The organism is Lysinibacillus sp. JNUCC 51, assembly GCF_015999525.1.
GTDB lineage: Bacteria > Bacillota > Bacilli > Bacillales_A > Planococcaceae > Lysinibacillus > Lysinibacillus xylanilyticus.
In genome coordinates, this window is record NZ_CP065545.1 from 900,376 (window position 1) to 927,082 (window position 26,707).

23 protein-coding genes are annotated in these 26,707 nt (G+C 35.0%); 12 read left to right on the forward strand and 11 right to left on the reverse strand.

What is annotated here, in order from left to right; translation table 11 throughout:
- Nucleotides 1-47: 47 nt before the first annotated feature.
- From JNUCC51_RS04700 to JNUCC51_RS04720, 5 genes are read right to left on the reverse strand one after another with little or no spacing between them, the layout of a single operon-like run.
- Nucleotides 48-845, reverse strand: coding sequence for a hypothetical protein (locus JNUCC51_RS04700; protein ID WP_337991045.1), 798 nt, complete (start codon nt 843-845; stop codon nt 48-50).
- Nucleotides 842-1,930, reverse strand: coding sequence for an MBL fold metallo-hydrolase (locus JNUCC51_RS04705; protein ID WP_337991046.1), 1,089 nt, complete (start codon nt 1,928-1,930; stop codon nt 842-844). Before JNUCC51_RS04705 ends, JNUCC51_RS04700 begins: the two co-directional genes overlap by 4 nt.
- Nucleotides 1,923-3,584: an ABC transporter permease gene (locus JNUCC51_RS04710; protein WP_337991047.1), complete on the reverse strand. Its 1,662-nt coding sequence runs from the start codon at nt 3,582-3,584 to the stop codon at nt 1,923-1,925. The genes JNUCC51_RS04705 and JNUCC51_RS04710 overlap by 8 nt, the downstream gene beginning before the upstream one ends.
- A 60-nt stretch (nt 3,585-3,644) precedes the next feature.
- A complete protein-coding gene (locus JNUCC51_RS04715) occupies nt 3,645-4,670 on the reverse strand; it encodes an ABC transporter substrate-binding protein (protein ID WP_337991048.1) in 1,026 nt (341 codons plus the stop codon).
- Nucleotides 4,667-5,632, reverse strand: coding sequence for an ABC transporter ATP-binding protein (locus tag JNUCC51_RS04720; RefSeq protein WP_337991049.1), 966 nt, complete (start codon nt 5,630-5,632; stop codon nt 4,667-4,669). The genes JNUCC51_RS04715 and JNUCC51_RS04720 overlap by 4 nt, the downstream gene beginning before the upstream one ends.
- Nucleotides 5,633-5,769: 137 nt before the next feature.
- On the opposite strand from JNUCC51_RS04720, the gene JNUCC51_RS04725 reads away from it, so the two are divergent.
- From JNUCC51_RS04725 to ulaA, 4 genes are all read left to right on the forward strand, one after another.
- Nucleotides 5,770-6,681, forward strand: a complete 912-nt coding sequence (locus JNUCC51_RS04725) for a LysR family transcriptional regulator (RefSeq protein ID WP_337991050.1) — start codon at nt 5,770-5,772, stop codon at nt 6,679-6,681.
- Nucleotides 6,682-6,745: 64 nt separating this feature from the next.
- On the forward strand, nt 6,746-7,201 hold the full coding sequence (locus JNUCC51_RS04730; protein ID WP_337991051.1) for a PTS sugar transporter subunit IIA: 456 nt from the start codon (nt 6,746-6,748) through the stop codon (nt 7,199-7,201).
- Complete coding sequence (locus JNUCC51_RS04735; protein WP_337991052.1) at nt 7,201-7,464, forward strand: PTS sugar transporter subunit IIB; 264 nt, start codon at nt 7,201-7,203, stop codon at nt 7,462-7,464. Before JNUCC51_RS04730 ends, JNUCC51_RS04735 begins: the two co-directional genes overlap by 1 nt.
- 41 nt (nt 7,465-7,505) lie before the next feature.
- Nucleotides 7,506-8,774 (forward strand): PTS ascorbate transporter subunit IIC, encoded by a 1,269-nt coding sequence (gene ulaA, locus JNUCC51_RS04740; RefSeq protein WP_337991053.1) that lies wholly within the window; start codon nt 7,506-7,508, stop codon nt 8,772-8,774.
- An 853-nt stretch (nt 8,775-9,627) separates the two neighbouring features.
- Here ulaA and JNUCC51_RS04745 read toward each other — a convergent pair.
- Nucleotides 9,628-10,848, reverse strand: coding sequence for an MFS transporter (locus JNUCC51_RS04745; protein ID WP_337991054.1), 1,221 nt, complete (start codon nt 10,846-10,848; stop codon nt 9,628-9,630).
- A gap of 989 nt (nt 10,849-11,837) precedes the next feature.
- Between JNUCC51_RS04745 and JNUCC51_RS04750 the strand changes: the two genes are divergently transcribed.
- Together JNUCC51_RS04750 and JNUCC51_RS04755 are read left to right on the forward strand one after the other, a co-directional pair.
- A complete protein-coding gene (locus JNUCC51_RS04750) occupies nt 11,838-12,824 on the forward strand; it encodes a BMP family lipoprotein (RefSeq protein ID WP_337991055.1) in 987 nt (328 codons plus the stop codon).
- Complete coding sequence (locus JNUCC51_RS04755; protein ID WP_337991056.1) at nt 12,821-14,485, forward strand: methyl-accepting chemotaxis protein; 1,665 nt, start codon at nt 12,821-12,823, stop codon at nt 14,483-14,485. The genes JNUCC51_RS04750 and JNUCC51_RS04755 overlap by 4 nt, the downstream gene beginning before the upstream one ends.
- Before the next feature lie 181 nt (nt 14,486-14,666).
- On the opposite strand, the gene JNUCC51_RS04760 is transcribed toward JNUCC51_RS04755, so the two are convergent.
- Complete coding sequence (locus JNUCC51_RS04760; RefSeq protein ID WP_328009168.1) at nt 14,667-15,239, reverse strand: helix-turn-helix domain-containing protein; 573 nt, start codon at nt 15,237-15,239, stop codon at nt 14,667-14,669.
- Between the two features lie 86 nt (nt 15,240-15,325).
- Between JNUCC51_RS04760 and JNUCC51_RS04765 the strand changes: the two genes are divergently transcribed.
- Nucleotides 15,326-16,288: a DMT family transporter gene (locus JNUCC51_RS04765; protein WP_337991057.1), complete on the forward strand. Its 963-nt coding sequence runs from the start codon at nt 15,326-15,328 to the stop codon at nt 16,286-16,288.
- A gap of 201 nt (nt 16,289-16,489) precedes the next feature.
- On the opposite strand, the gene JNUCC51_RS24765 is transcribed toward JNUCC51_RS04765, so the two are convergent.
- The 3 genes from JNUCC51_RS24765 to JNUCC51_RS04775 are packed head-to-tail and all read right to left on the reverse strand — an operon-like array spanning nt 16,490 to nt 18,247.
- Nucleotides 16,490-16,786 (reverse strand): hypothetical protein, encoded by a 297-nt coding sequence (locus JNUCC51_RS24765; protein ID WP_443136974.1) that lies wholly within the window; start codon nt 16,784-16,786, stop codon nt 16,490-16,492.
- Nucleotides 16,768-17,766 (reverse strand): anti-sigma factor, encoded by a 999-nt coding sequence (locus tag JNUCC51_RS04770; RefSeq protein ID WP_337991058.1) that lies wholly within the window; start codon nt 17,764-17,766, stop codon nt 16,768-16,770. Before JNUCC51_RS04770 ends, JNUCC51_RS24765 begins: the two co-directional genes overlap by 19 nt.
- Nucleotides 17,759-18,247, reverse strand: a complete 489-nt coding sequence (locus JNUCC51_RS04775) for a sigma-70 family RNA polymerase sigma factor (protein ID WP_337991059.1) — start codon at nt 18,245-18,247, stop codon at nt 17,759-17,761. Before JNUCC51_RS04775 ends, JNUCC51_RS04770 begins: the two co-directional genes overlap by 8 nt.
- A gap of 305 nt (nt 18,248-18,552) precedes the next feature.
- Between JNUCC51_RS04775 and JNUCC51_RS04780 the strand changes: the two genes are divergently transcribed.
- The 5 genes from JNUCC51_RS04780 (at nt 18,553) to JNUCC51_RS04800 (ending at nt 25,997) form a co-directional block, all read left to right on the forward strand.
- Nucleotides 18,553-19,662, forward strand: coding sequence for an ATP-binding protein (locus JNUCC51_RS04780; RefSeq protein WP_337991060.1), 1,110 nt, complete (start codon nt 18,553-18,555; stop codon nt 19,660-19,662).
- Nucleotides 19,663-19,955: 293 nt separating this feature from the next.
- A complete protein-coding gene (locus JNUCC51_RS04785) occupies nt 19,956-21,893 on the forward strand; it encodes an ABC transporter ATP-binding protein/permease (RefSeq protein WP_337991061.1) in 1,938 nt (645 codons plus the stop codon).
- Nucleotides 21,894-21,916: 23 nt separating this feature from the next.
- The gene (locus tag JNUCC51_RS04790; RefSeq protein WP_337991062.1) at nt 21,917-23,431 is read left to right on the forward strand and encodes a hypothetical protein; all 1,515 of its coding nucleotides are present in this window, start codon (nt 21,917-21,919) and stop codon (nt 23,429-23,431) included.
- An 89-nt stretch (nt 23,432-23,520) separates the two neighbouring features.
- Nucleotides 23,521-24,204, forward strand: coding sequence for a response regulator transcription factor (locus JNUCC51_RS04795; protein WP_337991063.1), 684 nt, complete (start codon nt 23,521-23,523; stop codon nt 24,202-24,204).
- The gene (locus JNUCC51_RS04800; RefSeq protein WP_337991064.1) at nt 24,204-25,997 is read left to right on the forward strand and encodes a sensor histidine kinase; all 1,794 of its coding nucleotides are present in this window, start codon (nt 24,204-24,206) and stop codon (nt 25,995-25,997) included. Before JNUCC51_RS04795 ends, JNUCC51_RS04800 begins: the two co-directional genes overlap by 1 nt.
- A gap of 136 nt (nt 25,998-26,133) precedes the next feature.
- Here the strand turns inward: JNUCC51_RS04800 and JNUCC51_RS04805 are convergent, their stop codons facing one another.
- Nucleotides 26,134-26,574: a GNAT family N-acetyltransferase gene (locus JNUCC51_RS04805; RefSeq protein ID WP_337991065.1), complete on the reverse strand. Its 441-nt coding sequence runs from the start codon at nt 26,572-26,574 to the stop codon at nt 26,134-26,136.
- Nucleotides 26,575-26,707: the final 133 nt, after the last annotated feature.

Below are 26,707 nucleotides of genomic sequence, written 5' to 3' on the forward strand. Positions count from 1 at the left end.
ACCATAGCTTGCTCACCATTTCCAGAAGTGTCGCGAATTAATTTATATTACTTATCCATTACAAATGCCGTTTTGCCACGTTGATCATCACTTAAATAACCTGCAGTTTCTAATCGATCATGCCATTCTTTTTCTATAACAGCGGCCTTTAATGCATCTTCCTCTTTCGTTGATAGCTCTACCATAATCTCTCCTTGATATTGCCAAATCTCAATATCTGCCTCATAGCCCGCAAAGCTTCCTATATATGTCGTTGCCTTTGCAGGACCATAAACTACCGCTTGAGATAATGTATTTTTATACCATGCTTCAGAATCCCAATTTAAAATTTTCTTCGGACCATTTTCTAAAATTATTTTTTTGGCCGCATTCGTATCCACATTATCATAGGAAACTTTAGATGTAGTCTTTAATGATTCTTTACGACTTATGGTAAATGTACGATTGTCACCCTTTATATCCATTTCAAATTTATAGTTAGACTCTGCTCCAGTAAAGCCATGACTTTCTGTAATTGCGATTGCTTCATCTAGAGGTGTATTTAAAAATCTCTTTTTATAGGTGATATCCATTTTATTGCTCCCTTTATAGACACGCAAACGATGGATATAATCCTCTTTTAAGAAATCTTTATTTGAAGTATCAAAGAAATATACCTTTACCTCATCTTTTTTTGTAGCTTGGAAAACTTTTAAAATATCCGATTCACTGAAAAGCTCAGATTTAATATTGAATTTAATTTCATTCCCTGGCTCGATAGCTGCTTTCGCTTGTGTGGAACCAAAGCCAATAATACTAACAAGTACAATGCCAATTAAACAAAAATTCACTAAACATTTCTTCATATGATCTCCTCCTTAAGTAATTGCAAGAAAGTTGTTTCGCTATTCGTTAATGAACTGTGAAAATAGATTGTTTTATGTGCATGTATTTTCTGAGATAGTGCGATAATATCATGATAATCTGGATGCGTTTTGTAAAAAAATTCCTTGCATTGATTTTTGGAGAATCGCATTCTATATTCGCCTTTATTCCTATATCCTGTAAAGATGACTATAGCTGTAGATTTATTATTAAGTAGCTCCACTAATTTCGCTTCATCACGCTCAGGCATAAAATAAATGGCGTTTTCACTTTCTGTTTTCTTTGCCAAACATTCTAGTTTAAACTGTTGCAACAATGTTTTGGTAGCCAATAAATTTTCAGGAGCTTTATCATAATTATCAAATAAAGACAACAAATCATGATCTACACGTACCGCCCTTGTCGTATGCTGAAAAAGATAGGTAGCAATATCTACTGTTTTTCCTGAAAAAGAAGATGGGAAAATAATTGGGCAGCCCGGATTTGCATTAATATATTCTGTCATTTGCTGTAATACTTCTAAATTATTGATGCACTTCTCAACATGACCGCTATCAATAATGGCTACATCATATACCGTCCCGTCCTCTATCGGCAGCTCTGCTTTCAACAAAAAGGAATCCACCACATAATCGCCAGAGTAAAATATCACCTCCTCAAAAAAACGAATTTTATACCAAACGCTCCCTATTAGATGTCCACTGTAGCCCCATTGAAAGGCTAGACAGTTACTAACAACTAACCACTGTCCAATAGATTCTGGTTTAAAGGTTCTTGTATGTTTGCATGGCTGTTTTAATTGCTGCGCAGTCATTTTACTCATAATTATCGGCCCTTTGTATCCCAATGTCTCAAGTAAAGGAAGAGCACCTACATGATCTGTATGTGAATGAGAAATAAACACTGCATCAACCTTCGCTACATGAGCTCGTGTTAAATTCGGAGGAGTCTTCTGTCGATTGTTCATCACTCCGCAATCGAGTAAAATAGCATGTCCATTATTTTCAATGAAAAAGCAGTTACGGCCATACTCACCGACCCCACCTAAAATCTCTACATTAAGCATCCGCATGCCCTCCCCTTTTTTGTAACCAGGCAAACAGCAACATGAAAATAACGGTCATGATGACTGTTATTACTGCTAAAGCCATTCCTTCCCCGACATTTCCTTGCTCAAATTGACTGTAAATAAATGTTGCTCCAGTCTCTACTGAAGGGGGCAAAATAAGTAATCCAGCGACAAGCTCACGCATTGAGATAATAAACGTCATCGTCATCCCAGCAAGGATTCCCTGCATTAATAATGGAATGATGATTTGTCGATAAACAGCCCAACTACTTCTCCCGAAAATAGCTGCTGATTGGAATATCGAAGAATCTAATTGTGATAAAGAGGACTTTATATATTGCACAGAATACGGTAAAAAAAGTACACAATACGTGACCAAAACCATTGCTTTCGTATTATAAATGGTTGCTGGTAGCCACGGTGCATTCCAAAACATAATTAACCCAACTACAAAAACAATTCCAGGAATAATATTAGGCATCAAACTAAAGAAATCTAATACTTGCTGCTTTTTCGTTTCTCCTTTTTTAATGTATAAGGCAATGAACAAACCAATAATCGCTGTAACGACAGCTGTAATCATGGAGAAAACAACACTATTTAAAAATGCTGACAATCCAGCACTTCCACTTGTAAATACTGCCTGGTAGGAGGCAAAGCTAAAATTGCCTGCTTGTAAACCATCTCCCCTTACTTTTTGCAAAGATGTCATGATAATCGAGAAGTAAGGAATACCGATTGATAGCAAAATGATGATCCCCACAAAAAGCCATGAACCGAGCTTGATATACCACTTATCTTTAATCCTACGAATAGCTGATGTTTTTCCTGAAAGTACGCTATATGTATATTTGCGTCCAATAAGATTTTGAAAATACCAGATAACGAGACAAGCCGACAATAAAAATAATGACAGCGATGTCGCCATACTAATATCTACAGGCCATCTCGATAGGTACGAATGAATTTCAGTCGTAAATACTTGAAAACCAATTCGACTACCAAATGTTGCAGGTGTCCCAAATTCCGCTAACGTTTTGATGAAAATTAGCAAACTCCCTAGAACGTAGCTAGAAAACAATAAAGGCAATACTACTTTCGTCCAATTTCTCCAAGGATTTCTACCGAAAATTAGTGCAGCATCAAGAAAGGAGCCATTGATTCTTAATAGCGTATTTTTTAGCATTAAATATAAAAAAGGAAAAAGATGCAGACTCATAATCATAACCATTCCAGATAAGGAGAAGAACGCTTCAGTCATCCAAGCTGCACTTGGAAATAGCTGTTGGAGAAATCCATTATTTTGCATAAACAATATCCAACCCATCGAGCCAATATACGGTGGAGTCATAAACGGAATCGTTAGAACAATGTCTAGCCAATTATATTTATACAAGCTTGTTTTCGTTCTTATTAATGCCATGGGGAATGCTATAATTGTTGTCCCTATAATAACTAAAACTCCTAATAGTATAGAGTTTCCAAGCGTTTGCCATACTCTCTCATTGGCAAACATTCTATTAATCTGTGAAACATCTAATTGCCCATCTCTCATAAATGTATAAAGCACAATGGCAATTAACGGTGCAATAGCAAACGTAACGACAAGCGTCAGCAATAATCCAAAAGTTCGTCTGCCTTCCATTATCATTAATGATTCAATCCTTCCCTAGAAAAACTTAAAGGAGGCTAAAAAACCTCCCACATCTACTTAACGAAAAATACCATTGAATTTAGTTAATACTTCAAGTTGCTTCGCTTCTGCACCATTCCAGTTCACTTTTAACTGTGGAATTTCATCTAAGGCTGCACGGTCCTTAACAGGTATATCTTTGTTCCCTGGTAGTAAGTAGGCATTTGCCACAAGTTTTTGCCCTTCATCAGACAGTAAAAAGTCAACGTACGCTTTTGCACTATCTACGTTTTTTGCATCCTTCAAAATACCCACAGCTCGTGGACTGACAACTGTTCCGCTTTTTGGATAAACAATTTCTACTGGCTCACCATCTGCTTTTGCTTTATAGGCCATGTAATCTACCCCTGAAATTGTGGCATTTTTGTCACCTGTTATAACAGCATCTAAAGCTTCCTTATTAGCGCCATTTACCTGTAGACCATTTTCCTTCCACTTCTCCATCGTAGCCCAAGCCATTTTTTCAGCTTCTGTATATCCGTATAAGAAATCTACAGCAGAACCTGACAAGCTAGGGTCTGGAATATTAATTTTATTTTGCCATTCAGCTTTTGCTAAATCTGTCCATTCTGCCGGAGCTTGTTGTATATTTTTTGTATTATAAGCAATTCCTAAAGCTGAGGCACTATAACCATAGTAATAACCTTTTGCATCAGACCAATCGCTATTGATTTTCTTTGCATTTGCAGCTTCTTTATAGCTTTGAAGCTGATCTGTTTCCTTTAAGCCATCCATTGAAGCGACAGAAGCTAGTACGACAACGTCTGCTACAGGGTTGTTTTTCTCAGCTTCTAAACGCGATAATATTTTGCCTGTTGTCCCTTGGAACATCTCTACTTTTATTCCTGTTTTCTCTTCAAAAGCTTGTTGAATATTCGCCGCTAAACCATCTGGACCAGCAGAATATACCGTTAAAGTTTGTTCTTCTTTCGGCTTTGCACTTGATTCTTTCTCACTCTCTACTGTTTTATTTCCACAGCCCGCTAATGCTAATGTTAAAAGAATTCCAGCTGTAGCAAATAGTTCTAAACTTCGTTTTTTCAATGTAAACCCTCCAATTGATATATTCGTTTTTCATCAATAAAAACTTCAAGCTGCTTCCCGTGCTCTATAGGTTCTGCTTCGTAAAAGCTCCAGTGCTTACCTTCTACCTGTGCTTGCACTAAATACCGATCACCAACAAAGGTACTTTTTAAAATCATCGCTTGTTTTGCAATTGTACCTGGGCGTGGTAATCTGGAAACTCCTTCTGGTCGCACAATATAATTACCTTTATCAAACCAGTTCACCTTGCCTATAAAATCTGCTATATACGGTGTTGCTGGGGCGTGGTATATTTCTTCTGGGGTTCCTACTTGTGCAATTCTTCCTGCCTCCATCACGATAATTTGATCTGACATTGCCATAGCCTCTGTTTGATCATGCGTGACAAAAATAGCCTGACAATCTAGCTCATGAATAATATGCATGATTTCATCTTGCATTTTTTCTCTTAGTACTGCGTCGAGAGCCGATAAAGGTTCATCAAACAAAATAAGCTTTGGATTTGTCGCAAGTGCCCTCGCAAGCGCTACTCTTTGCTGCTGTCCTCCAGATAGCTCACCAGGCTTTCGTTTATCAAATCCCTCCATTTTCACCAATCGCATAACGTGCTCTACTCGTGTCGGAATATCTGACTTTGGAACAATTCCCTTCAATCCAAAAGCAATGTTTTGGAAAATAGTCATATGTGGCCATAATGCAAAATCCTGAAAAACCATTGCCAAATTTCGCTTATTTGGTTTTACATTTTTACGGAGTTTGGACGAATAAATAATTGTTTCATCAAAACGGATTTCTCCATTTGTCGGTTGTTCAAGCCCTGCTAATATTTTTAATAATGTTGTCTTACCACAGCCTGATTGACCTAAGATTGTAATGAATTTGCTATCCAACTCAATATTGATAGGCAATAGCGCTTGAGCCTGTCCATATTTTTTCTCTATATTCGTTAATGAGATTTTCATAATATCCTCCTTGTTAATTACAACTATAAATTCCAGATATTTAGAAAATATTAATCTACTATTAATAACTCGTTAAAAAAAATCTAATAAACTAAAGCAAATACAAGATTTTTTCTAATTTACTTTAGGGGGATAAAATGAACAATGTGAAGTTACAGGCATTTTGCCTACTTGTAGAATTAAAAAAATTAGCTCCTGTCGCCAAAGAGCTTGGTCTTACAGCACCAACAGTATCCTTTCATATTCGCTCAATTGAAGAGGAATATGGCATCCGTTTATTTCGGACAAATGCAGGTGGATACCGCTTAACAGAAGCGGGAGAAGGACTCTATCATTACGCTCGCCAAATTGTACAACTACAAAAAGATATGAACCGCTTTGTCGAAAATCTTTTAGCGGGCAATATCGGATCCATTAGGCTTGGAGCAAGCGGGCTACCTGCACATATTTTTATGCCGGATATTATTCATCTCGTTTCAACAGCTTACCCTGACATTCGAATATCTCTTGAAGTAAAAACAGCACCCGAAATTGAACAAAAGGTAGCTCTTCAAGAATTAGATTTCGGGCTAATTATGGAAACAAAACAAGAAAATTCGTCTCTTAATTACGAAACAATCGGCGAAGATTCACTTGTTTTAGCATTAAGCCCTACCCATGAACTTGCAACAAAAAAGGACATCACAAAAGCAGATGTCCTAAAAAACAAAGTATTATTGCATACATCTTCAAGTTCAACAAATCATTTTATAGAAAAATGGATGGACCCATTTCACCCCTCCATTTATACGATCGAGCTAGATTCTGTTAGTACGATTAAGAAGATGCTTACTTTCGGAAAAACAATTGCCTTTTTGTCAGTTGCCCTAATCGAAGATGAGTTAAAATCAGGAATTTTAATCAAAAAGGACTTACACGATGTGACACTTAATAGAAAGATTCAACTTGTTTATCCTAAATCTCGTCTAGATAGCAAAACGGATACATTTGTAAAAAATTCAATTTACGATTTAGCAAAACAATTAAAAATGTATCCTCATATGACATAATTTCATAGTAAGCAATAATAACATGAAATGGGGTATGTTTATCCCTATGAAAGGAGGGTTGTTTTTGCTAACTGAGTTACTGACAAAAGATACTATACAACTCGCAAATTTTGTAAATACTTGGCAAGAGGCTATTCATTTAGCGGCAAGTCCACTATTAAAGAACAATAAAATCGAAGAACGCTATATTGAGTCAATGATTCATTCCATTGAAAAACATGGACCTTATGTAGTCATAACACCAAAAGTAGCGATTCCACATGCACGGCACACAGAAGGAGTTAACGAGTTATCCATGAGCCTATTAAGCTTACAAAAACCTGTTTTGTTTGGACCAGAAAAGCCTGTATTCTTAATTATTGTTTTAGCTGCGACTGATAGCGCGTCGCATCTGCAGGCCTTGGTTGACTTAACAAAGATTTTGCAAGAACCAAATCAAATAGACAGCATCATCGCCTGCCAGCATAAAGACGATATTATTAAAGAAATTCAACAAATTGTGGCAAAGGAGCAATCTTGATGAAGATTTTAGTAGTGTGCGGGAATGGCTTAGGCAGTAGCTTTATCATGGAATTGAATGTAAAAAAAGCATTAACTGAACTTGGAAAAGTTGTTGAAGTAACTCATACAGATTTAGCATCTGCCAAGGCCGAGAAAGCGGATATTTATCTTGGTGCTAAAGATATTGTTAATCAATTAGGTGAAGGAAGAGGTCATATCGTTAGTATTGTTAATATGATGAGTATTTCAGAAATTAAATCAAAGCTTAAACCACTGTTATAAGGATGAACTTCATTAAAAATTGGATAGGATGAGGTGTTAATATGTTAGATGTTATTATGAATGACATTTTAGGAACACCAGCTATATTAGTCGGCCTATTCGCTTTTGTCGGTTTATTAATCCAAAAAAAGTCAGCTTCAACAGTTCTTTCTGGTACGTTAAAAACGGTTATGGGCTTTGTTATTCTTGGTGCAGGTGCAACTGTTTTAATCGGTTCTTTAAATCACTTTAGTAATATGTTTGATCATGCATTTAATGTCCAAGGGGTTATCCCAAATAATGAAGCGATTGTAGCAGCCGCTCAAACTAGTTTCGGAACATCTACAGCCATGATTATGGTTTTCGGTATGATCATGAACATTTTATTTGCGCGATTTACGCCATTTAAATATATATTTTTAACTGGTCATCATACATTATTTATGGCGTGTTTAATCGCAGCATCACTTTCAGTCGGCGGTATGAGTGGCACACCTCTTATCATCGTTGGCTCTATTATACTAGGTATTTGTATGGTCTTATTCCCTGCCATTTTACAACCAACCGTTCGTCAAATAACAGGTAGTGATGATTTTGCTATCGGTCATTTTGGCAGTGTTGGTTATTATGTATCTGCTAAAATTGGAAAGCTCTTTGGAAATAAAGCCAAATCAACGGAAGATATAAAAGTTCCAAAATCTCTTGGCTTTTTAAGAGATACATCTGTAGCTGTATCCTTAACTATGAGTCTATTTTTTATTATCGTTGCCCTATTCGCAGGTCCATCCTATATTGAGACACAGCTATCCGGCGGTTCGAATTTTATCGTCTTTGCCATTATTCAAGCTATTACCTTTGCCGCTGGTGTCTATATCATTTTAGCTGGAGTGCGAATGCTGATTGCCGAAATAATTCCTGCCTTCAAAGGTATTGCAGATAAACTCGTACCAAACACAAAGCCTGCATTAGACTGCCCAACAATTTTCCCGTTCGCACCAAATGCAGTTATTATCGGCTTCCTGTTTAGCTTTGTAGCAGGTTTAGTGTCCATGTTTATACTTCCCCTCATAGGACTAAAAGTGATTGTACCTGGGCTTGTACCACATTTCTTCACAGGTGCGGCTGCAGGAGTATTCGGTAATGCAACTGGCGGTAGAATCGGTGCTATGGTAGGAGCATTTGCCAACGGATTAATTATTAGCTTTATCCCCGCAATTCTACTTATCTTCATGGGTGATATCGGCTATGAAGGAACTACATTTGGCGATTCAGACTTCGGCATTGTAGGGATTATCATAATAAATTTATTAAAATTATTTGGTGCAGTTTAATATAAACAATTGGCCTCGCAAACTAAATGGATGTTTGCGAGGCTATTTTAATTGATACGAACTAAATAATCATTGTTTGTAAAATTTACTTGTATCATACGACTATAAATAGCAAAAATTTCATCATCAATGCCACTTACCGCAAATTTATTTTTCAACATTTTTAAATCACAACATCAGAAAACCCTCGATAGTTCTTAGAATCATTGAGGGCTAATATCAAACTCATTATTAAATTTCTTTTTGTTTATCAACTAGCTGAACCCCTATTGAATAAAGTAGGAAAATATAATTTATTATCAATCAACAGTTTGATAGATATTTCCCCAAAAATACTGAGTTTCCCAGAGTACTACAAGGGTATTTAAATCTAAAAAATTCGTATGCACTTCATTAAAGTGGCAAGCAAACTAATAAAATCTGGATGCTCGCTTTACTTTAGATTGTCATCTAACTTCGTGTACGCACGCTTCTTTTGGGACGTACAGATCCGGGTGCAGTAACTAGAAATCAAATAACACTTTTAACCCTTTTTAAAAAAATCGACATCACACCAAGAGAGAAGTCTGTCCAAACAATGAATTTATTCACCTCTTATTTCCAACCCCTGTTTAACTTAAGCATGAATTCTCAAAAAAACGAGACTTCTATAAAAAACTCGTGAAAATCCACAAACTTTAGAAAGCTATGAATAATTCAGGTGAACTTTTTGAGAGTATTAGAGTTGTAAAAAACTGGTTTTCTAATATGCAGGTTTTGTTTAATAATTAAAGCAATAAACTCGATACTACTTTTAATAGCTGCCTCAAGATCCCTTATCTTTTTAGCAATATTTGTAAAATTAAACTTAGCATTAGATTTTAAGTTCTTCTGCATCTATAACCATATTTCTTATTGAATTAATACAAAGCAGCAATAACGCTAGAATAATAATCAAACTTGCATTAACTATTATCGTATTTTTCAAACCTAATATAGTCGGGAGCCATCCTCCTAGCAAGGCACCTATTGGCATAAAAATGGTAATTAATGTTTTGATAGTTGTATTCACTCTACCTAACATATTTTCAGGAGGGAGCTCTTGGAAAATTACTGTGAAAACCACATTTATAATTCCTATAAATATGCTAGCTACAAAAGAAAAAATATAAATAAAAAATCCACCTAGGGATATTCCAATTAGCCATGATAACCCATAAAAAAAGACTGTACTTATAACTATTGCACCCATTTTAAGATTTTTAGAAATAAAATTACTGATAATTGCCCCTACGACACTTCCAATCCCGGAAACTGTAAGCAAAATTCCGTAAGAAATCACAGAACCCGTAATTGTTGTTGATATAGCTGGTAAATTTACAGTAAATGTTGCTAGTAATAGATTTAAAACAAGAAATGGAATAATTAATGCTAAAATTTCTTTCTTTTTAACAAACTTTAACCCCTCTTTAAGGTCTGTAAAGTATGTTTCTTTTTTTTCATGTTCTGAGTTTTTAACATCTTGGTGTTTTTCCTTTATCTTGAGTCTTAAGAAAAGAACAGCGGCTAATAAAAAAAGAACAGCATTACCTAATAAAATTGAAGCTATGGACGTAACAGCAATTAAAATACCGGATACAGCGTTAAATAATAAATCTACCCCATCCGCAGCAATAGCCATAATGGAGTTAGCTTTTGTTAAATCCTCCTTTCCCACAAATCCAGGAATTAATGCGTTTTCTATTGGGTAAGTAAACTCAGAAAGAAAAGCAAGAAATGGAATAATGAATAATATACTGTAGATTGCTACATCTCCGCCTGAAAAATACAGTACATATAAAATTAACATTAATAAAGTCTGTAATAAGGTGAAAATTATTAAAAATCTCTTTTTATCACATCTATCAATAATAGGCCCATAAAAAAATGAAAAAACTTCAGGCAACATAAATAATGCACCTGCAATTCCAGTAAATAAAGTGTTTTGGGTTAATTCAAAAACTAACCACATAATCGTGATATAATATAGACTGTCGCCCATATTAACAAAAAGCCTACCAAATAATAGGTTTGAAAAATTCTTATTAATAATCATAGCTAATACCTTCGACTTTTTTTATTTCTACTAAACTTTATAATTCCCTCAATTAAAGTGCGTTGCTTTATTCCGCTTATTTTACCCGGAGCAATTTTAAGTACATTATTAGTTCTATTCATTTGAACTACTTCCATTGCAATATAACGAGTCACCCCCGCCAAATCCGATATAAATAATTTTCCCACTGAATATCTTTACAAAAATTGCATGACCAATTTCGTGAATAATAGTAACAATGGGATAATAAATAATAAAATATGCAATATTGACTAATATAAAATTAATAATAACCTCCCCCTAAGCTTGTACTTCGAATTAACGGAATCGCCTCATCAGTTATAATAATCAGATTATTGAAATTATTATTAGGCTAATTCGATAAACTTGAACCACTCACTTATTATTAGCTGCGAAGATTATGGATTTCACTTCCTTTTGAATCCATGACTGCTAGCAAAAACATAATAACCGTACCAAGTACTAGTTTTTATTTATAGTGGTTATTCACACCATACGCTAACTTTCAAAATAATCAAAATCAAAATTTGTTGATTTTTCTGCAAATTTTGATAATTTAATAAATTTACACTTAAAGCCGCCTATGTAAAGCAGAATATAATCAAAATTTATTAAAATTATTTAGTACAATTTAATTCTTCACTATCAGATAGTGGGCCTTGCAAACTCTTTGGATGTTTGCAAGGCTAGTTTAATTGACAAAGAAAAGGGTTAATTTTGCAAAATATATAAACATTTCACAATATCCCCCTACCTTTTTCACTATACACATAGAGAAAATACGTTTCAAAACAAACTAAATAACTAGTGATTAAAAATTTTCGATAATGATTTAAACCCATTTCCCTGTAGTAAATTTCAAAAAATCTGATAGTATTTAATGGTAAAACAAAAAATCATCGTCTGACCTCTGACGTAGAATAACTTTTTGCCGATATAAATAATACATACAATTGGGGGTACTCATATTGAAAAAATTAATGATTGGCTTTTGCTTAATAGCTTTGTTATTAGCAGGCTGTTCAATTACTCAGCCGGAAAAAGCGCAAGATGACTATAAAATTGGTATCTTACTTTCGGATGCTGGGCTTGGTGATGAATCGTTTAATGACTCAGCTTTTAAAGGGCTTGAGAAAGCACGCGATGAACTAGGTATTTTGTTTGATTATAAAGAGGCGCCTGATGGTAATTACGAAGAGAAGCTAGAGGAACTTGTCGCAGAAAAGTATAACATCATTATTGGTCTAGGCTTCTCTGTACAGGAGGCATTGGAAAAGACTGCGAAGAAATATCCTGATCAACAATTCGTCCTTATTGACGGGCAATCAGATGTTGCAAACATCACTTCCATAACCTTTAAAGAGCAGGAAGGTAGCTTTTTACTTGGAATGGTTGCTGCAATGACGAGTAAAACTGGAAAAATAGGATTTATTGGTGGTGCAGATGTTCCAGTTATCCATCACTTTGAAAACGGCTTTATTGAGGGAGCTAAATATTATAATCCAAATATCGAAATTATTAGTGAATATGCTGGCTCATTTGATGATACCGATGCGGGTGCCGCAATCGCAGAACGTTACATAAAGAACAAAGTAGATTTTATTTATCATGCAGCGGGCTTCACAGGTTTTGGCGCCATAAAGAAAGCAGAAGAAATGGGCATATATGCGGCCGGAGTTGATATTGATCAATTTTACATTGCAGAAAAAACTGTCGTGACATCGATGTTAAAAAATGTCGACCAAGCTGTTTTTAAAATGGCTAAAACATTAGATGAGGAAGGGAAAATTCCCGAAAAATCATTGTCATTCGGTTTAGCTGATAATGGAGTAGGCCTTGCAGATATACGAGTTATTAATTTTACACCTGAACAACAGGCTGCTCTTGAAAAAGCAAAAGAAGATATTGTCTCGGGTAAAATAAAAGTTTCTGCAGAAAAGGGGAACAGCCAGTGACACTAAGAAAAAAGCTATTTTTGAACATACTTATTCCCATTGGACTCGCAATGGCTATGATTGGTTTTATTATCGTTCAAACATTCGATATACAAACAACTGCACAAGATGATACAGAACTATTACTGGCAGTGAAAGAACTTGAACAAAGTTTAGTTGTAGCGAGCCAATCATTAAACAACTACACTTTTTTAGATAGTGAGGCCAATAAAAATGAAGCTCTTTCAATTTTAAAAGAAACGAAAGTAAATATAGAAAAACTCTCAACTATTGCAAAAATATCTGAGCATAAGGCAATCATCAAAAAAATTGAGGGTAAATACGATGCATTAGCAAAAGCTTCAGAAGCAGGATTTCTTGCTCACAATCGTCCTGAAATAAAAAAACAAGCAATCAGAATATCCGGTATTTTGAACGATATGTATCTACTGAAAAAGGAAACAAATGAATGGTATAAAGAAACGAATGATTTGGCAGCACAAAAAATTTCATTTATTACCACAACAACAATAATAGGAAGTATCCTTCTACTTATTGCTACTATCATTTTTTCGTATGTCGCAACGAAAAGAATTACTAAACCGATTAACCGAATCGTGGATTGTGCACAATTGGTGGCTGCAGGAAATTTGACAATTGACACCTCTTCCCTGCCCTATAAGGAAGGCAGTCGAAATGAAGTTGATCAACTAACGGAGAACTTTTCAAAAATGATTGTTAGCTTAAAAAGTACCGTACAATCAATTGATCATGTAGGCAAAAATGTTGGTCTATTTACAAAAGATGTCACAAGCTATATTGATACTGTTAACGAGGGCAATAAACAAATTGCTACATCAACAGATGAATTGGCAAAGGGAAGCCTAACTATTTCAGAAGATATCCAGTCAGCTGCTATCCTTATGAATACGATGGCAGATCAATTTACTACTGTTCAGGAGACAAGTGAACAATCAGCAGTGAACGGTAGCAAAGCACTTACTGCAGTTCAAAATGGTCGTAGCTCACTAGAGAAGCAATCCTCTATCGCGAAGGATATTTCATCCACTTCGATTAACATCAAAGAGGCTGTTACTCAATTCTCTAAATTCACAACAGAAATTGAAGGTGCAGCTAATGCAGTACACGCTATTGCTGATCAAACAAATCTATTAGCATTAAATGCTGCAATCGAAGCGGCACGTGCTGGAGAAGCCGGAAAAGGATTCGCAATTGTAGCAGAGGAAGTCAAAAAACTATCTCATGAAACAGAAAAAGCAACTTCTTTAATCTCATCGATGGTGACACATATACAAGATGGCATTACGCTCATTCTCTCTACGGCAGAGCATGGACATCAGCTTTCAAATGAACAATTACAATCGATGACCGATACTGAAAAGTCATTTGAGGCGATTGCAACTCATGTATTAGATATTAATGATCAGTTACAGCTCCTTACGATGGATATGGAGCAAACAAGCGAAATGAGCAAGCAAATGAACAGCGCCATTGAAAACATTTCAGCTATTACGGAAGAAACCGCAGCAGGAACAGAAGAAATATCCGCTTCTACTCAAGCACAGTTAGGATCATTCGAAAAAATTAGTGAAAAGGTTTCAGAACTTCAAGAAATGACAAATACGTTGACTGTAGAGCTAAAAAAATTCACATTATCATGATAAATACAGCTTTTGAATAAATTAATAGCAAAAAGTTAGAAAAACAAAATCCCGAATAACGGACATTATTCGGGATTTTTCTTATTGTTTGTTCTGTCCACTGTTGGCTCGCCAATGCCGCTTCCAGCTAAAGCCCCCCACATAGAATCGAAAGATAAAACTACTAGAGTAATTACTTATTTCAAGATAGATATTTCATTGTTAAATGGAGAACTGCAACTTCATTTCCGGTGTTTTCATAGCTATGCTTTCTATTTGCTTCAAATTGAATAGAATCAAATTCGTTTAATGTATATATTTCTTGTCCAACTTGAATCGAAATTGTCCCCTTCATTACTGTAACATATTCGATAGCTCCTTCATGATGAGGTTCTGCTTCATATATGCTATTTGGTTGCAAACAAGCACGATGCATTTCCAATCCTGTTTCCTTTTTGTATCGAAATATAGTTTCTAATCGCCACATTTGATTTTCTTCTATAATAAATCCTTCTCCGCAGCGTGCAACATTTACTATATCTTCTATAACCATAAGCCGTGACAACGGAATAGATAATCCTTTTGTAATCTTCCAAATGACGCCTAATGTAGGATTCGTTTCTCCTCTTTCGATTTTCCCTAACGTTAATTTACTAACACCCGTTTTTTTTGCTAACTCTTCTAAACTTAATTTTTGTTCATTGCGTATTTGTCGTAACAATTGACCAACTTGCAGAATTACTTCTTTTGTTTGCATATCCTCTTGTTCTTTCATAGGAACCCCCCGCTTTCAGTATATTATAGTTTACTTTTTATGCTGATAATTATATTATAATATATATTTAGAAAGGAGCGAACGAAATGCGTGCTATCTTATTAGGTATTTTATCATCTGCGTTTTTTTCAGCTACATTTATTATAAATCGAGTTATGAACGTATCAGGTACAAGCTGGGCTTGGACTGCTTCCTTCCGATTTTTATTCGCTTTACCCATTTTATTCTTTATCGTCCTATTTCGCAAAAACCTTCGTCCACTATTGGGAGAAATGCGTAAACATCCTTTAGCATGGCTTGGTTATGGCACAATAGCCGGGGTTGGATTTTATTCCTTATTAAGCTATGCTGCTGTATTTAGTCCTGCATGGCTCGTAGCAGGTACATGGCAAATAACCATTTTAGCTGGTTTGCTATTATCTCCGTTATTTTTTATTACATTGGAGACGAAGTCAGGAGTTAAACGAGTTCGCGGTAAAATCCCAATGCGAAGCTTACTCGTTTCATTATTTATTTTAACAGGTGTCATTTGTATGCAATTAACTGAAGCTGGAGATATTACTGTTTCTCAATTTTTAACCGGTTTCCTCCCTGTGGTCATCGCTGCATTCTTGTATCCTTTCGGTAATAGAAAAATGATGGAAGTCGTTGATGGTCGCTTAGATACATTTCAACGCGTGTTAGGCATGGCAATTGGAAGCCTTCCAGTCAGTATTATATTAGCGATTTATGGTTGGACTACAACTGGCATACCAACATCTGGGCAAATCTCTCAAGGTTTCTTATTAGCCTTATGTTCGGGTGTTATCGCCACAATGACATTTTTCTTCGCTACTGACTTAGCGAAAAATAACCTTGCTTTGTTAGGGGCAGTAGAGGCAACACAGGCTGGAACAATGGTATTTACTGTTCTTGGTGAAATCGTTTTTTTAAACGGTTCTTGGCCTATGGGATTATCTTTAATTGGTATGATCATTATCATGATTGGAATGATTGCTAACAGTATTTTAAATCGATCTGTTCCTGTATCTAAACCGAAAACTGATTAAAATTATTAATCTATTAATTGCTTAGAAGGCTTTAGGATAAATTAAAAACACAAGATAAGAAAAACAAATTCTCGAATAACGTTCATTATTCGGGATTTTTCTTATTGAAATATTATTAAGTTAAACCACCATCTACTAGAACTATTGATCCTTCCCATCGGTTCTCCAAACCCATTGCGGGGAGCAATAGGAATAGCTTTTTTAAGGAAACGGCGTTACTATCCATCCCAAGCCGAAAAAAATGACTGTAAATATTATGATAAATAATACAGTACTTAACCCCCATAGCCCTAATGAACGACTTTTTTTAGAAAATAACGCAAGGACGCTTAGAGGTGCTGTCAGATAAATTAACAAAAAGAGGTTTTTAGTCGTTATATAAATATTCGTTAATAGCGTAATATTAAGTAATAGCAGTAGGCATAAGCCACTAATGACTCCAAACCATCCAGCTATGATGAATCCCTTTTCAAATCGTTTTAACGTGACCAGTTCCATAATTTCACCTCACCAACTTTTAAATACCGTACAATTTTATTCATTTTTTCTAGTGATGTAAGGACATCATTTTTCGGTCCTGTTACAACAACCCCATAAGTCTTTACACCATGTTTATTAATGTAAGCAATACGCTCCGGCAATGCTAAATTTTTCGCGCTAGAAATTGCTGTCGCAAGCTCTTCGTGATTTTCCATAGTCTTTAAAATATCTTTAAATACTTCTTCATTTGACGCTGAATCTCTAAATGGTGACCAAGTAGAATTATCACGTTGCACAGGATAGCCAATTGGTGATACAACTTTGCCATCTTTGCTTAAATTTGTTTTTTCTACACCTGTATCGACAGCAGCCCACACAACATCGACATTAGGCATTGCATCTTCAACTTCTTTAACTGTCATTAAATCGTAAAATGAAATATAAGCTTCCACAACTGTTTCATCTGGTAAACCGTTAAGCACCCGCAATTCTCGACCAATATCCAAATTCAAATTCTTGTTTTCAGGATGTATTAGCCAAGGATTCGTTTCTGTTGGGTTTTTTGGAGCTACTCTTTCTAAAGATGTTGTCACTTCTTTTTTAGATAAACCACCAAGGAAAAAACGTAAATCATACTTGTTCGCTTTATAGTCTTCCTCTCCTATTCGCTTATACTGCTCAAAAGCAAGCTTCATTGAAAATGGTGAAAAGGACATATCAAACTCTATTTCCTCTAATGATGTATTTGGCTCAGTAACATACAACGTTTTGCTTGCTACTTCCATTAATGTTGTAGACTTTGTACCGAATGCGTAATACATTAATGTCAACATAAAACTAATTGGCACAATCAATAATATCATTGTTAAAGTTGCAAAAATCAACTTCGATTTTGACGTGAAAATTGTTCTTTTAATAGCTTTTTGAAATTTACTTTGATCTTTTATATTTGCGATTTCTTCTTTGGAGCTGGCTATTAATTTTTCATAATCATCCATATTGTTGTCTCTCCTTTTCTATTAAAATTCTCATCTTTTTTCGACCACGTAATAAATGACTTTTGAGCGTATTTAATTTTAAATCTAAAATATTTGACGCTTGCTCATAAGTACAATCGTGCAGATCACACAACATAATTGCCTGCTTTTCATAAGGCGATAGCTGATCGAGTAAAGATATTAACGAATGGAAGGATTCCTCATTTACCGCAATGGTTTCAGGTGTCATATGTGTTGATCGTTCAAGAGTATTCGTAAGGTCCACACGGTGCTGTTTTCGTATGTAATCGATATGGGTATAATAAGCTACTTTAAATAACCATGGTTTAATGTCTTGGACCGTATTAGAAAGTAATGTAATGTGCGCTTTATAAAAAGTATCCTGCATTAAATCCTCTGCTAATGTTGGGTTTTTGCATAAGGAATAAAAATACCGATAGATATCGTTTATATAACGCAAATAAAGCTGTTCAATGTCCATCTCTTCCCACCTTTCACCTTATCCTCGTTTCAGTAATAGGAAAAGTTGCACTAAATTATTTTTTTTGCAATTTTATCATCATTTGGATAGTATCTGAAAATTTCTTTGAAATGTCTATGTAGTAAACGTTATATGACAATACAAAAAGTATGTAACATTCAAGCGCATTTGCTTGCTTTTGCATGCACCGATATTCTTTTCCAATAGTCACAAAAAAGTCATATCGAATTCATATGGTCTTCATAACAAACCACTATCTTATGAAGTGTAAGTAATATGAGTCATAAAAAAGAGGAGAATTGATTATGAAAAAAACAACTAAGCAAGCTTGGATGATCGCATCAGCACTAACAATTGGAATGGCTGTCTTCGCTCCGCATCAAGCTGGAGCTACATCAGTAAAACCAACAAACGAAATAACTGTTCAAGCTGAGCAACAAATTAAAGGAACTGTTAAAAGCATTAACGAAGATAGTGTGACAATCAAAGGGAAAGACGGTAAAAACTACTATATTGGAATCCAACAATTTTCAGATGAGCAAATAGCAAAAATGAAGTTAGTTGAAGGGCAAGAAATTTCTGTAGAAGGTAGCTTAGTACAAGATTATGCAGATTTCTACACGTTTGACGTCTATAAAAAAGACTTACCTAAAGAAATCACAAAAGAAGATCTAGCTAAATTAGAAAAATTGTTTAATAAAACGGAGCAGTTAGTAAAAGAAGAGAAATATGATGAAGTAGAGAAAATCAATCGTGAAATGGATAAAATCACAAAGCCATATATTTTAGCTAGCTGGGTACCTGTATCCTTCGAAGCGTTCATGGAAGAGTATGGATTTAGTGAAAAAAATATAGTTATTAAAGAACAGGATAAAAAACAGCTAAAAGCGATTTATGAACAGTGGATAAAACTAGAGAAATCTGGTAAAGAAGAAAAAGCACAAGCAAAATTTGATGAATTTCAGAAGATTCTTCAACCTTACCTAGATGAACTATATCCACCTGTAACATTTGAAGATTACATTTCAGATTTGGAATTAGATATTCCAGCTGAAGCCTTACCGAAACTAAAAGCAGTTTATAAAGATGCTCAAAAAGCAGTGACAGATAATAATGGTCAATTATCTGAAAAGCTATGGGAGCAATTTGATGAAATGATTAAACCTTACATGAAGCCACTTAGCTTTGAAGATTACATGACTTACTTTGATTTTGAAATCAAAGCAAAAGATAAAGCGGAATTAAAAAAACTTTATGAAGAAGCAATAGCTCTTGAAAAAAAAGGTGACTATGAAAAATCCAATGAAAAATGGGGTGCTATCAACAAAATTTTAAATCCATATTATGAAGCAAATTTAGAAATTCTTATCTCAGCTTCTAAAGTAATAATAAAAGGGGAAGTTTACCAACCATAATATAAAGACTCATCACCATAACGTAGGGTTGATTTCCGTTCCGACTGGGCGCTTTCCTTGGGCCGTCCGATGAGTCAATATAAATGATATAAAGTTTAGGGGTTCTCCCGAAAGTCATTGATCAATGATTTATGGAAGAGCCCCTTCTTTTGTAGTCAACAAAAAATTTCTGGTCTGACTTTTAAATCGATATTCTTTTCCAATAGTCACAAAAAAGTCATACGGTAGTCATAAGGCCATCATAGCCAACCGCTATCTTTATAGACAACAGTTAAAAGAAATGGAGTGGTTCCATGATAGAAATTAGAAATGTTAGTAAAACCTATTATCCAGATAAGTCAACGCCAATCCCTGCATTGAAAAATGTAAATTTAATGTTAGATCACGGTGAGTTCGTCGCGATTGTAGGAGCTTCGGGCTCTGGAAAATCTACACTCCTTAACACACTTGGAGGTCTGGATAAGCCAGATTCGGGAGAGGTGTTCATAAATGAAACACCTATGTCAACATTTAATGATAATCAGTATTCTGATTACCGGAAAGATAATGTCGGATTTGTGTTTCAACATTTTCACCTGATTCCTCACCTGACCGTATTGGAAAATGTAGAGTTGGCTTTAGCTATGAGCTCGTATGAGAAAAAGGAAGCTCACAAAAAATGTGTACAAGCTCTTCAAGAAGTCGGCCTGGAAAAAGCGATTCACCAAAAGGCTAATGAATTGTCGGGAGGACAGCAGCAAAGAGTTGCAATTGCAAGAGCGTTGGTCAAGTCGCCAAACATCATTTTGGCTGATGAACCTACCGGTGCCTTAGATTCCCAAACCTCTCAAGAAATAATTGATTTATTAAAAAGAATTTCTGAGCAAGGTCGCTTGGTTGTTGTAGTCACCCACGATGAAGCGGTTGCTGAGCAAGCTTCTAGAATCGTTCGAGTTAAAGATGGAGAAATCATCGAGGATAGGAAACAAAATAAACAGGAATCTGTTCAAATGGAGATCACAGAAGAACCATCCCGGAAACGTTCTTTTCAACTAAAATCAGCATTTAGACTTTCCTATCATAGGATTAAGGAAAAAAGGTGGCGTTATTTCCTTGTATCCATAGGTATCTCTATGGGGATATGTGGATTTTTACTAGCTCTGGCGTTCGGGAGCGGAATAGACAACTATATACAGTATTCATCCGATAAAGTAATAGACAGTAAAAAATTAGATTTTAAAAAAGAACAAGATTATATGGTTAGTTCCGATTATTATGAACTCAAGAAAAATGAGCATATCAAATTAGTGCAGCCTGAATTCGAGCTATCGGCAAGAATTGAGAAAAAGCCGGATATTATCAGCTTTGATGTCAAGCCTTTGCATAAAGAAAAAAATAGCAACGAATACGCCTTGCCAAAGGTATTATATGGCCAACTTCCAAAAGATGAGGAGCACGGAGTCGCCTTGTCAGAAAGCACAGCAAAAAAACTGCTAAAGGAAGGCGGCAAGCTGGAAGAATTAATTGGTAAAGAGATTACTATTAAATTTCTGTCCATGGATGAAATTACGAATTATCCCTCTAGATGGGACACACAAAAGCTGAAAATTTCTGCCATTACAGAACAATCTTTTATTGGAAAAGAATATTCATATATTCCATACGATTTCCACACAGAGGTTGTTAAACGTTCAAGATTTATTGGAAAAGATTCAGAAATAACGACTAACAACTATGAAGTGTATGTGGATGATAAAGGTTCAATCGAATCAGTTGTCAACCAATTTAAACAAAGCTATACCATTACAACACCTGAAAACGTATTGAAAGAGTTAACTAAAACATTTAAAAATATACAGCTTGCTATTACTGGGGTTTCTATGCTAATTCTATTGATCTCCTCTATTATGGTAGGAATTATTCTTTATATCAGTGTTTTAGAGCGAAGAAAAGAAATTGGTTTGTTCAAAGCAATTGGTGGCAGAAACAGAGAAGTTCGCTGGATCTTCTTTTCGGAAGCAATTTTATTGGGAGGCATGGCTTCTATCAATGGTACAGTGCTAGGCATTGTGGTTCAGGTTATTTTAAACCGTGCACTAGAAGCTAAAATTCATTTCGAGCTGTTACATATTGATGTATTTACAGTACTACTAACTATAGGATTTGGGATTGTAATTAATGTGTTGGCATGTATGATTCCAGCTAACCAAGCAGCAAAGTTGAATCCGATTCAACTGCTTAAACAGGATTAATTATTGAAAGAAGGATGATATTTATGTTAAAAACTGTACGTTTATTGTTCATGATTTTGATCATAACGATATTGACAGCATGCAGCAACAATAATCAGGAAACAACCGAAAAGCCGGTTGAAGAATCCCAGAAGTCAAACGAAGATTCGATGGACAGCAACCCTATTGAAAATAGTAAAAAAATTAGAGAAATAACGCCTGAATTAGTGAAAGATATTAAAAAGATTTTGATAGACGATGCAAGCAAGCTATGGCCATCGTTCAATAATGAGGATAAGCAAATATTATTGTTGAATCCTTCTAACAAAATGGCCTATTTAATTAACAACCAGAAAACCGATATTGGACCTAAAGACGAAGTGATCGAATACAGTACGGATTCCATTAAAGATACTCAATTGTTGGTCGTGCCCTTCCAACTCGCGACATTCAACGATCACCCTACCTATGTATTTAACCTTGAATTTGCGTCAGACATAATTTCTGGCTCAGGTGAGAAAGCATATGAAATTGTGTTTAAGTTTATTGTGCATGAAGGGATTCATATTTTGCTTCAGTCAGGAGAATCTGTGGAAGGTCTTGGTACAAGAGCTGAAACATATCCCGAAGATATCGACAGTAGATATTATCGAAATGAAATGTACCAATACCTAAAAAAAGCGATTGAATCTAAGAATAAAGATGAAAAAATCGATCAGATTCAACAAGCGGTATATTTTTATGAATTATATTTAAATAGTAACAAGAAGAATAAGGCACAAGATGGCTATGATAATATGGAAGGAATGGCTACTTATCTAGAGTCAAAAGCATATCAGATGATTAAACATCCAGAGGCATCTGTAAAAGAATTAAATGAGTTGACTGCACAAAACATTATAGATAATTTTATTCCAGCTGATCAAGATCAAGAAGAAGTACTCTTGATGAAGGGCCGAGAATTTTATGATATCGGAGCTTTAGCAATTGCTTCTGCAGTTGAATTGAACCTTAATGACAAAACAATATTAACAGCTTCTCCTTTAGGATTGTTGAAATCTGAAATTGGTAGCAAAAAAGCTGAAGGGCATCAAAATATAAAAAAAGCTAACGATGATTATTACAATTCTTATAATAATAAGCTAAAATCTTATGTAGATGATATAGTATCCAAACAGAAGGATAACCAGTATGTAGCAGTCAGAATCCCTGTGACAATCCAAAACTCCTCAGCTATGTATGAGGATATGATAGTGGAATATCAATATAAAGGGAATCCAGCAGAAATACAGACAGCGACAAGAGAAATTATCCTTTCAGATACTCGGATAAAACTTAACAAAATGAAATCTCTTTTCCTAAAAGCCCCTATGGAAGGTTTGGAAGATCCAACGAAGATGAATCCAAATACGCTAATGGGTTACACGATTGTGTATGTTCCGAAAAAGGACATCGAATTCTCTAAGGACAAACTACTTACGATTCAAAGAGATGATATATTAATCTTTGATGCCAAGTATGAGGAAAAAGACGGAGAATATCAAATATTGATGAATTAACGAATCCATATATTTAGCAGGCATTTTTCTCCGTACGGTAAGTAATTTTACTACGAAGATGCCTGCTTTATTAAATAAGGAGATACTTAATGAAGCGAACGATTTTAATTATAGAAGATGAAATGAAAATTGCTAATATATTAGCAGACTATTTTACAATGCACGAATACAAAACCCTAATTGCAACGGATGGTAAGGTTGGTCTGCAAATGTTTGAAGAAGAAACAGTCGATTTAATTATTCTCGACATCATGCTACCAGAAATCGACGGATTCTCCGTGTGCAGAAGAATTAGAAAAAAATCAGATGTTCCTATCATTATGCTGACAGCACGATCAGAGATAGAAGATCAGTTGATGGGCTATGAATTTAAAGTGGACGATTATATGACTAAGCCGTTCAATCCTGAGATTCTAGTAGCTAAATCTAAAGTTCTTCTCGATAGAATCTACACTGTAAAAAAAGAAGATAGAGACAAAGAAACCTTGATGCTAAAAGGAGTCACTATTAACAAACTTACACGTGAAGTATGGATAGATGGCACGTCCATCGAATTAGAGCCAAAACAATTTGATCTTTTACTATATTTGATGGAAAACAAGCATATTGTCTTGTCCAGAGATCAAATATTAAATGAAGTATGGGGATATGATTATTTCGGAAATACAAGAGTAGTAGATGCGCAAGTCAAAAAACTTAGAAAAAACTTACTGCATAAAGCCTACCTAATTAAAACCATATTTGGTTTAGGGTATAAATTCGAGGTGGAATAATGCGAAAAAGAGGAATTGCCTATAAGCTTTTTTTAATTCATATTTTATTATTTGCTTCTATATTTATAATCCAAATCGTCTTCCAATCGACTTACTTTGAACCTTACTATATCCATACGAAAAAGCAAAACATGGAAGAGTTTGCTCGTACGATTGAATCAAAGATTAATAATCATGAGCCAACTGACACTATTAATCAGTACATTACACAAATTTCGGAAAATAACAATACTATCATTACGGTTATCGATGATCAACTTCAGCATCATTACGGTTCGTCATTAAACAATAATTACACTCAATTCGTGGTCAGAACGAAGGACAACAAGGAGTATAAAATCGTAGATGACTTTTTTTCCATCGACTATAAAGAGATAAATAAAGAAAACAGCATCTCAATCGAAGGTCTACTAATGGATGGTAAGGAATCCTTGGTCCTTCCGAATAAAATCAAAATGGGTACTCGAGTCTTAGAGCCAACCGAGATTTCCACGATATTTTTTGAAGGATTCACTAATGATAATGACATGATGAATCAGCAGCCTAAGCCTATTACAATTGAAGGAAAAGTGATTTCTAAACCAACTGAAAATAAATCCTTCACAGCGCAAAAGAATGTCCTCATTCAAGAAATGATTGTCATGATGGATAGAAAAGAAGAACAAACATTCACTAATCAAATAAATACGGTACGGGACACACAGACAGACATTAATAATTTGGTGTTAACTGAAAATGTGGAAGGCACAGATTTGGTTATATTCGCCGTCACTTCTCTTCAATCTGTAGATGAGGTTATCGGGACTCTAAATCAGTACTATATTATTTTATTTGTTTTTACGATGATCATCGTTATTTTAATAGCAATCATTTTTTCCAAGACTTTATCAAAGCCTCTAGTTAAAATGAGCACTATCGCTAATCAGATTGCAAATCAAAATTTCAGTGAAAAATATATTGTTAAGTCCAAGGACGAGTTAGGACAAATGGGAGAAGCATTAAACAAAATTTCTACCAACTTAGAACAGAAAATTACGGAATTAGTCCATGCCAATGAAAAACTTGCACAGGATTATGAATTACAGTTGAAGTTGAAGGAAAAAGAAAAAGAGTTTGTTGCCAACGTATCTCACGAATTAAAAACCCCTTTAACCGTAATAAACGGTTATATTAAAGGCATAAAAAACGGAGTATATGAGCAAAGCGACTTGAAATATTGTGATGTTATTTTGGATGAAGTCGACCGAATGACGGAAATGGTACAAGAAATGCTTGATATTTCGAGACTTGAGTCCCCTATCTATCAGCTTACTGAAAGCACCTTTGACTTATGGCATACATTTTTAAAGGTGTATGATAAATTCAAAGCAATGGCTGACGAAAAAGGATTGCAAATTCTGTTTGAAATTGATGAGGAAGCTTATGTAAATGGAGATATAAAAAGAATCGAACAGGTCATTACCAACTTATTTATCAACGCTGTAAAATATACGCCAAAACATAACCGTATCAACATCAAAATTGTCTATTTAGAGAGTTTCAATAAATATATGTTCAAAATTGAAAATGAAAATATTTTCATTCCCAATGATGAGATTGAACAAATTTGGGATCCGTTTTATAGAGTGGAAAAATCTAGAAACAAAGAATTTGGTGGTTCAGGCTTAGGTTTAGCTATTGTAAAACAAATATTGGAACGTCATCACAGTAGCTTCGGCGTAAATAACACTGAAAATGGAGTCGAATTTTACTTTGACTTGAGAGCAGTTAGTACAGATTACTTTGACTACTAATCACCAACTGTTTTTCTCTTCGTCTGCTAAATGAAGATAAATAAAGAAAAGAGGATGTTCTAAAAACCATTTGTGGCTTTTGGAACATCCCCTTGAAAGCATTTGTTACGAGATACTTATTACTTTCTTTGATATTCTAACTAAAATTATACTTTGCTAACATTTCTCCCCATGGAGCTATTCCTTCCTCTTCAAAACCCACACTGGCGTATAGTTTTCTTGCTTGCTCGTTGTCCGGCTGATACCCAAGCCAGATGACGTCAGTGTGATCATCTCTGCTCTGGATGTCTTCAATAATCAAATTCATTGCGCTCTTGCCATGTCCACGCCCTTGAAATTGTTCATCAATCATAAACCTGTATATCCAATAGTTCCCGTCATCCGAATCTATCCCGTACATCGCGAAACCAATAAGCATTTCTACATAATAGATCGCCTTTATCTTCATATGCGGTAAAAATTTACTTTCTGCAATTGAATATAGATTTGAAGCAATAAAACCTTCCTGTTCTTCCTTAGGCTTCAGTTGAATACAATCTTCCCAATTACTTTGATCAATCGATTTTAGACTAATCAAATTTCAGATTCCTCCTCTAGTAGTAGAGAAACCCATAATCACGAACTCTCTACTAAATTAGTATTCCCCTACTTATAAAACAACCTGTTTTTTTAATATACATACTACATCACTCCTCATAAGATAGTAGTCA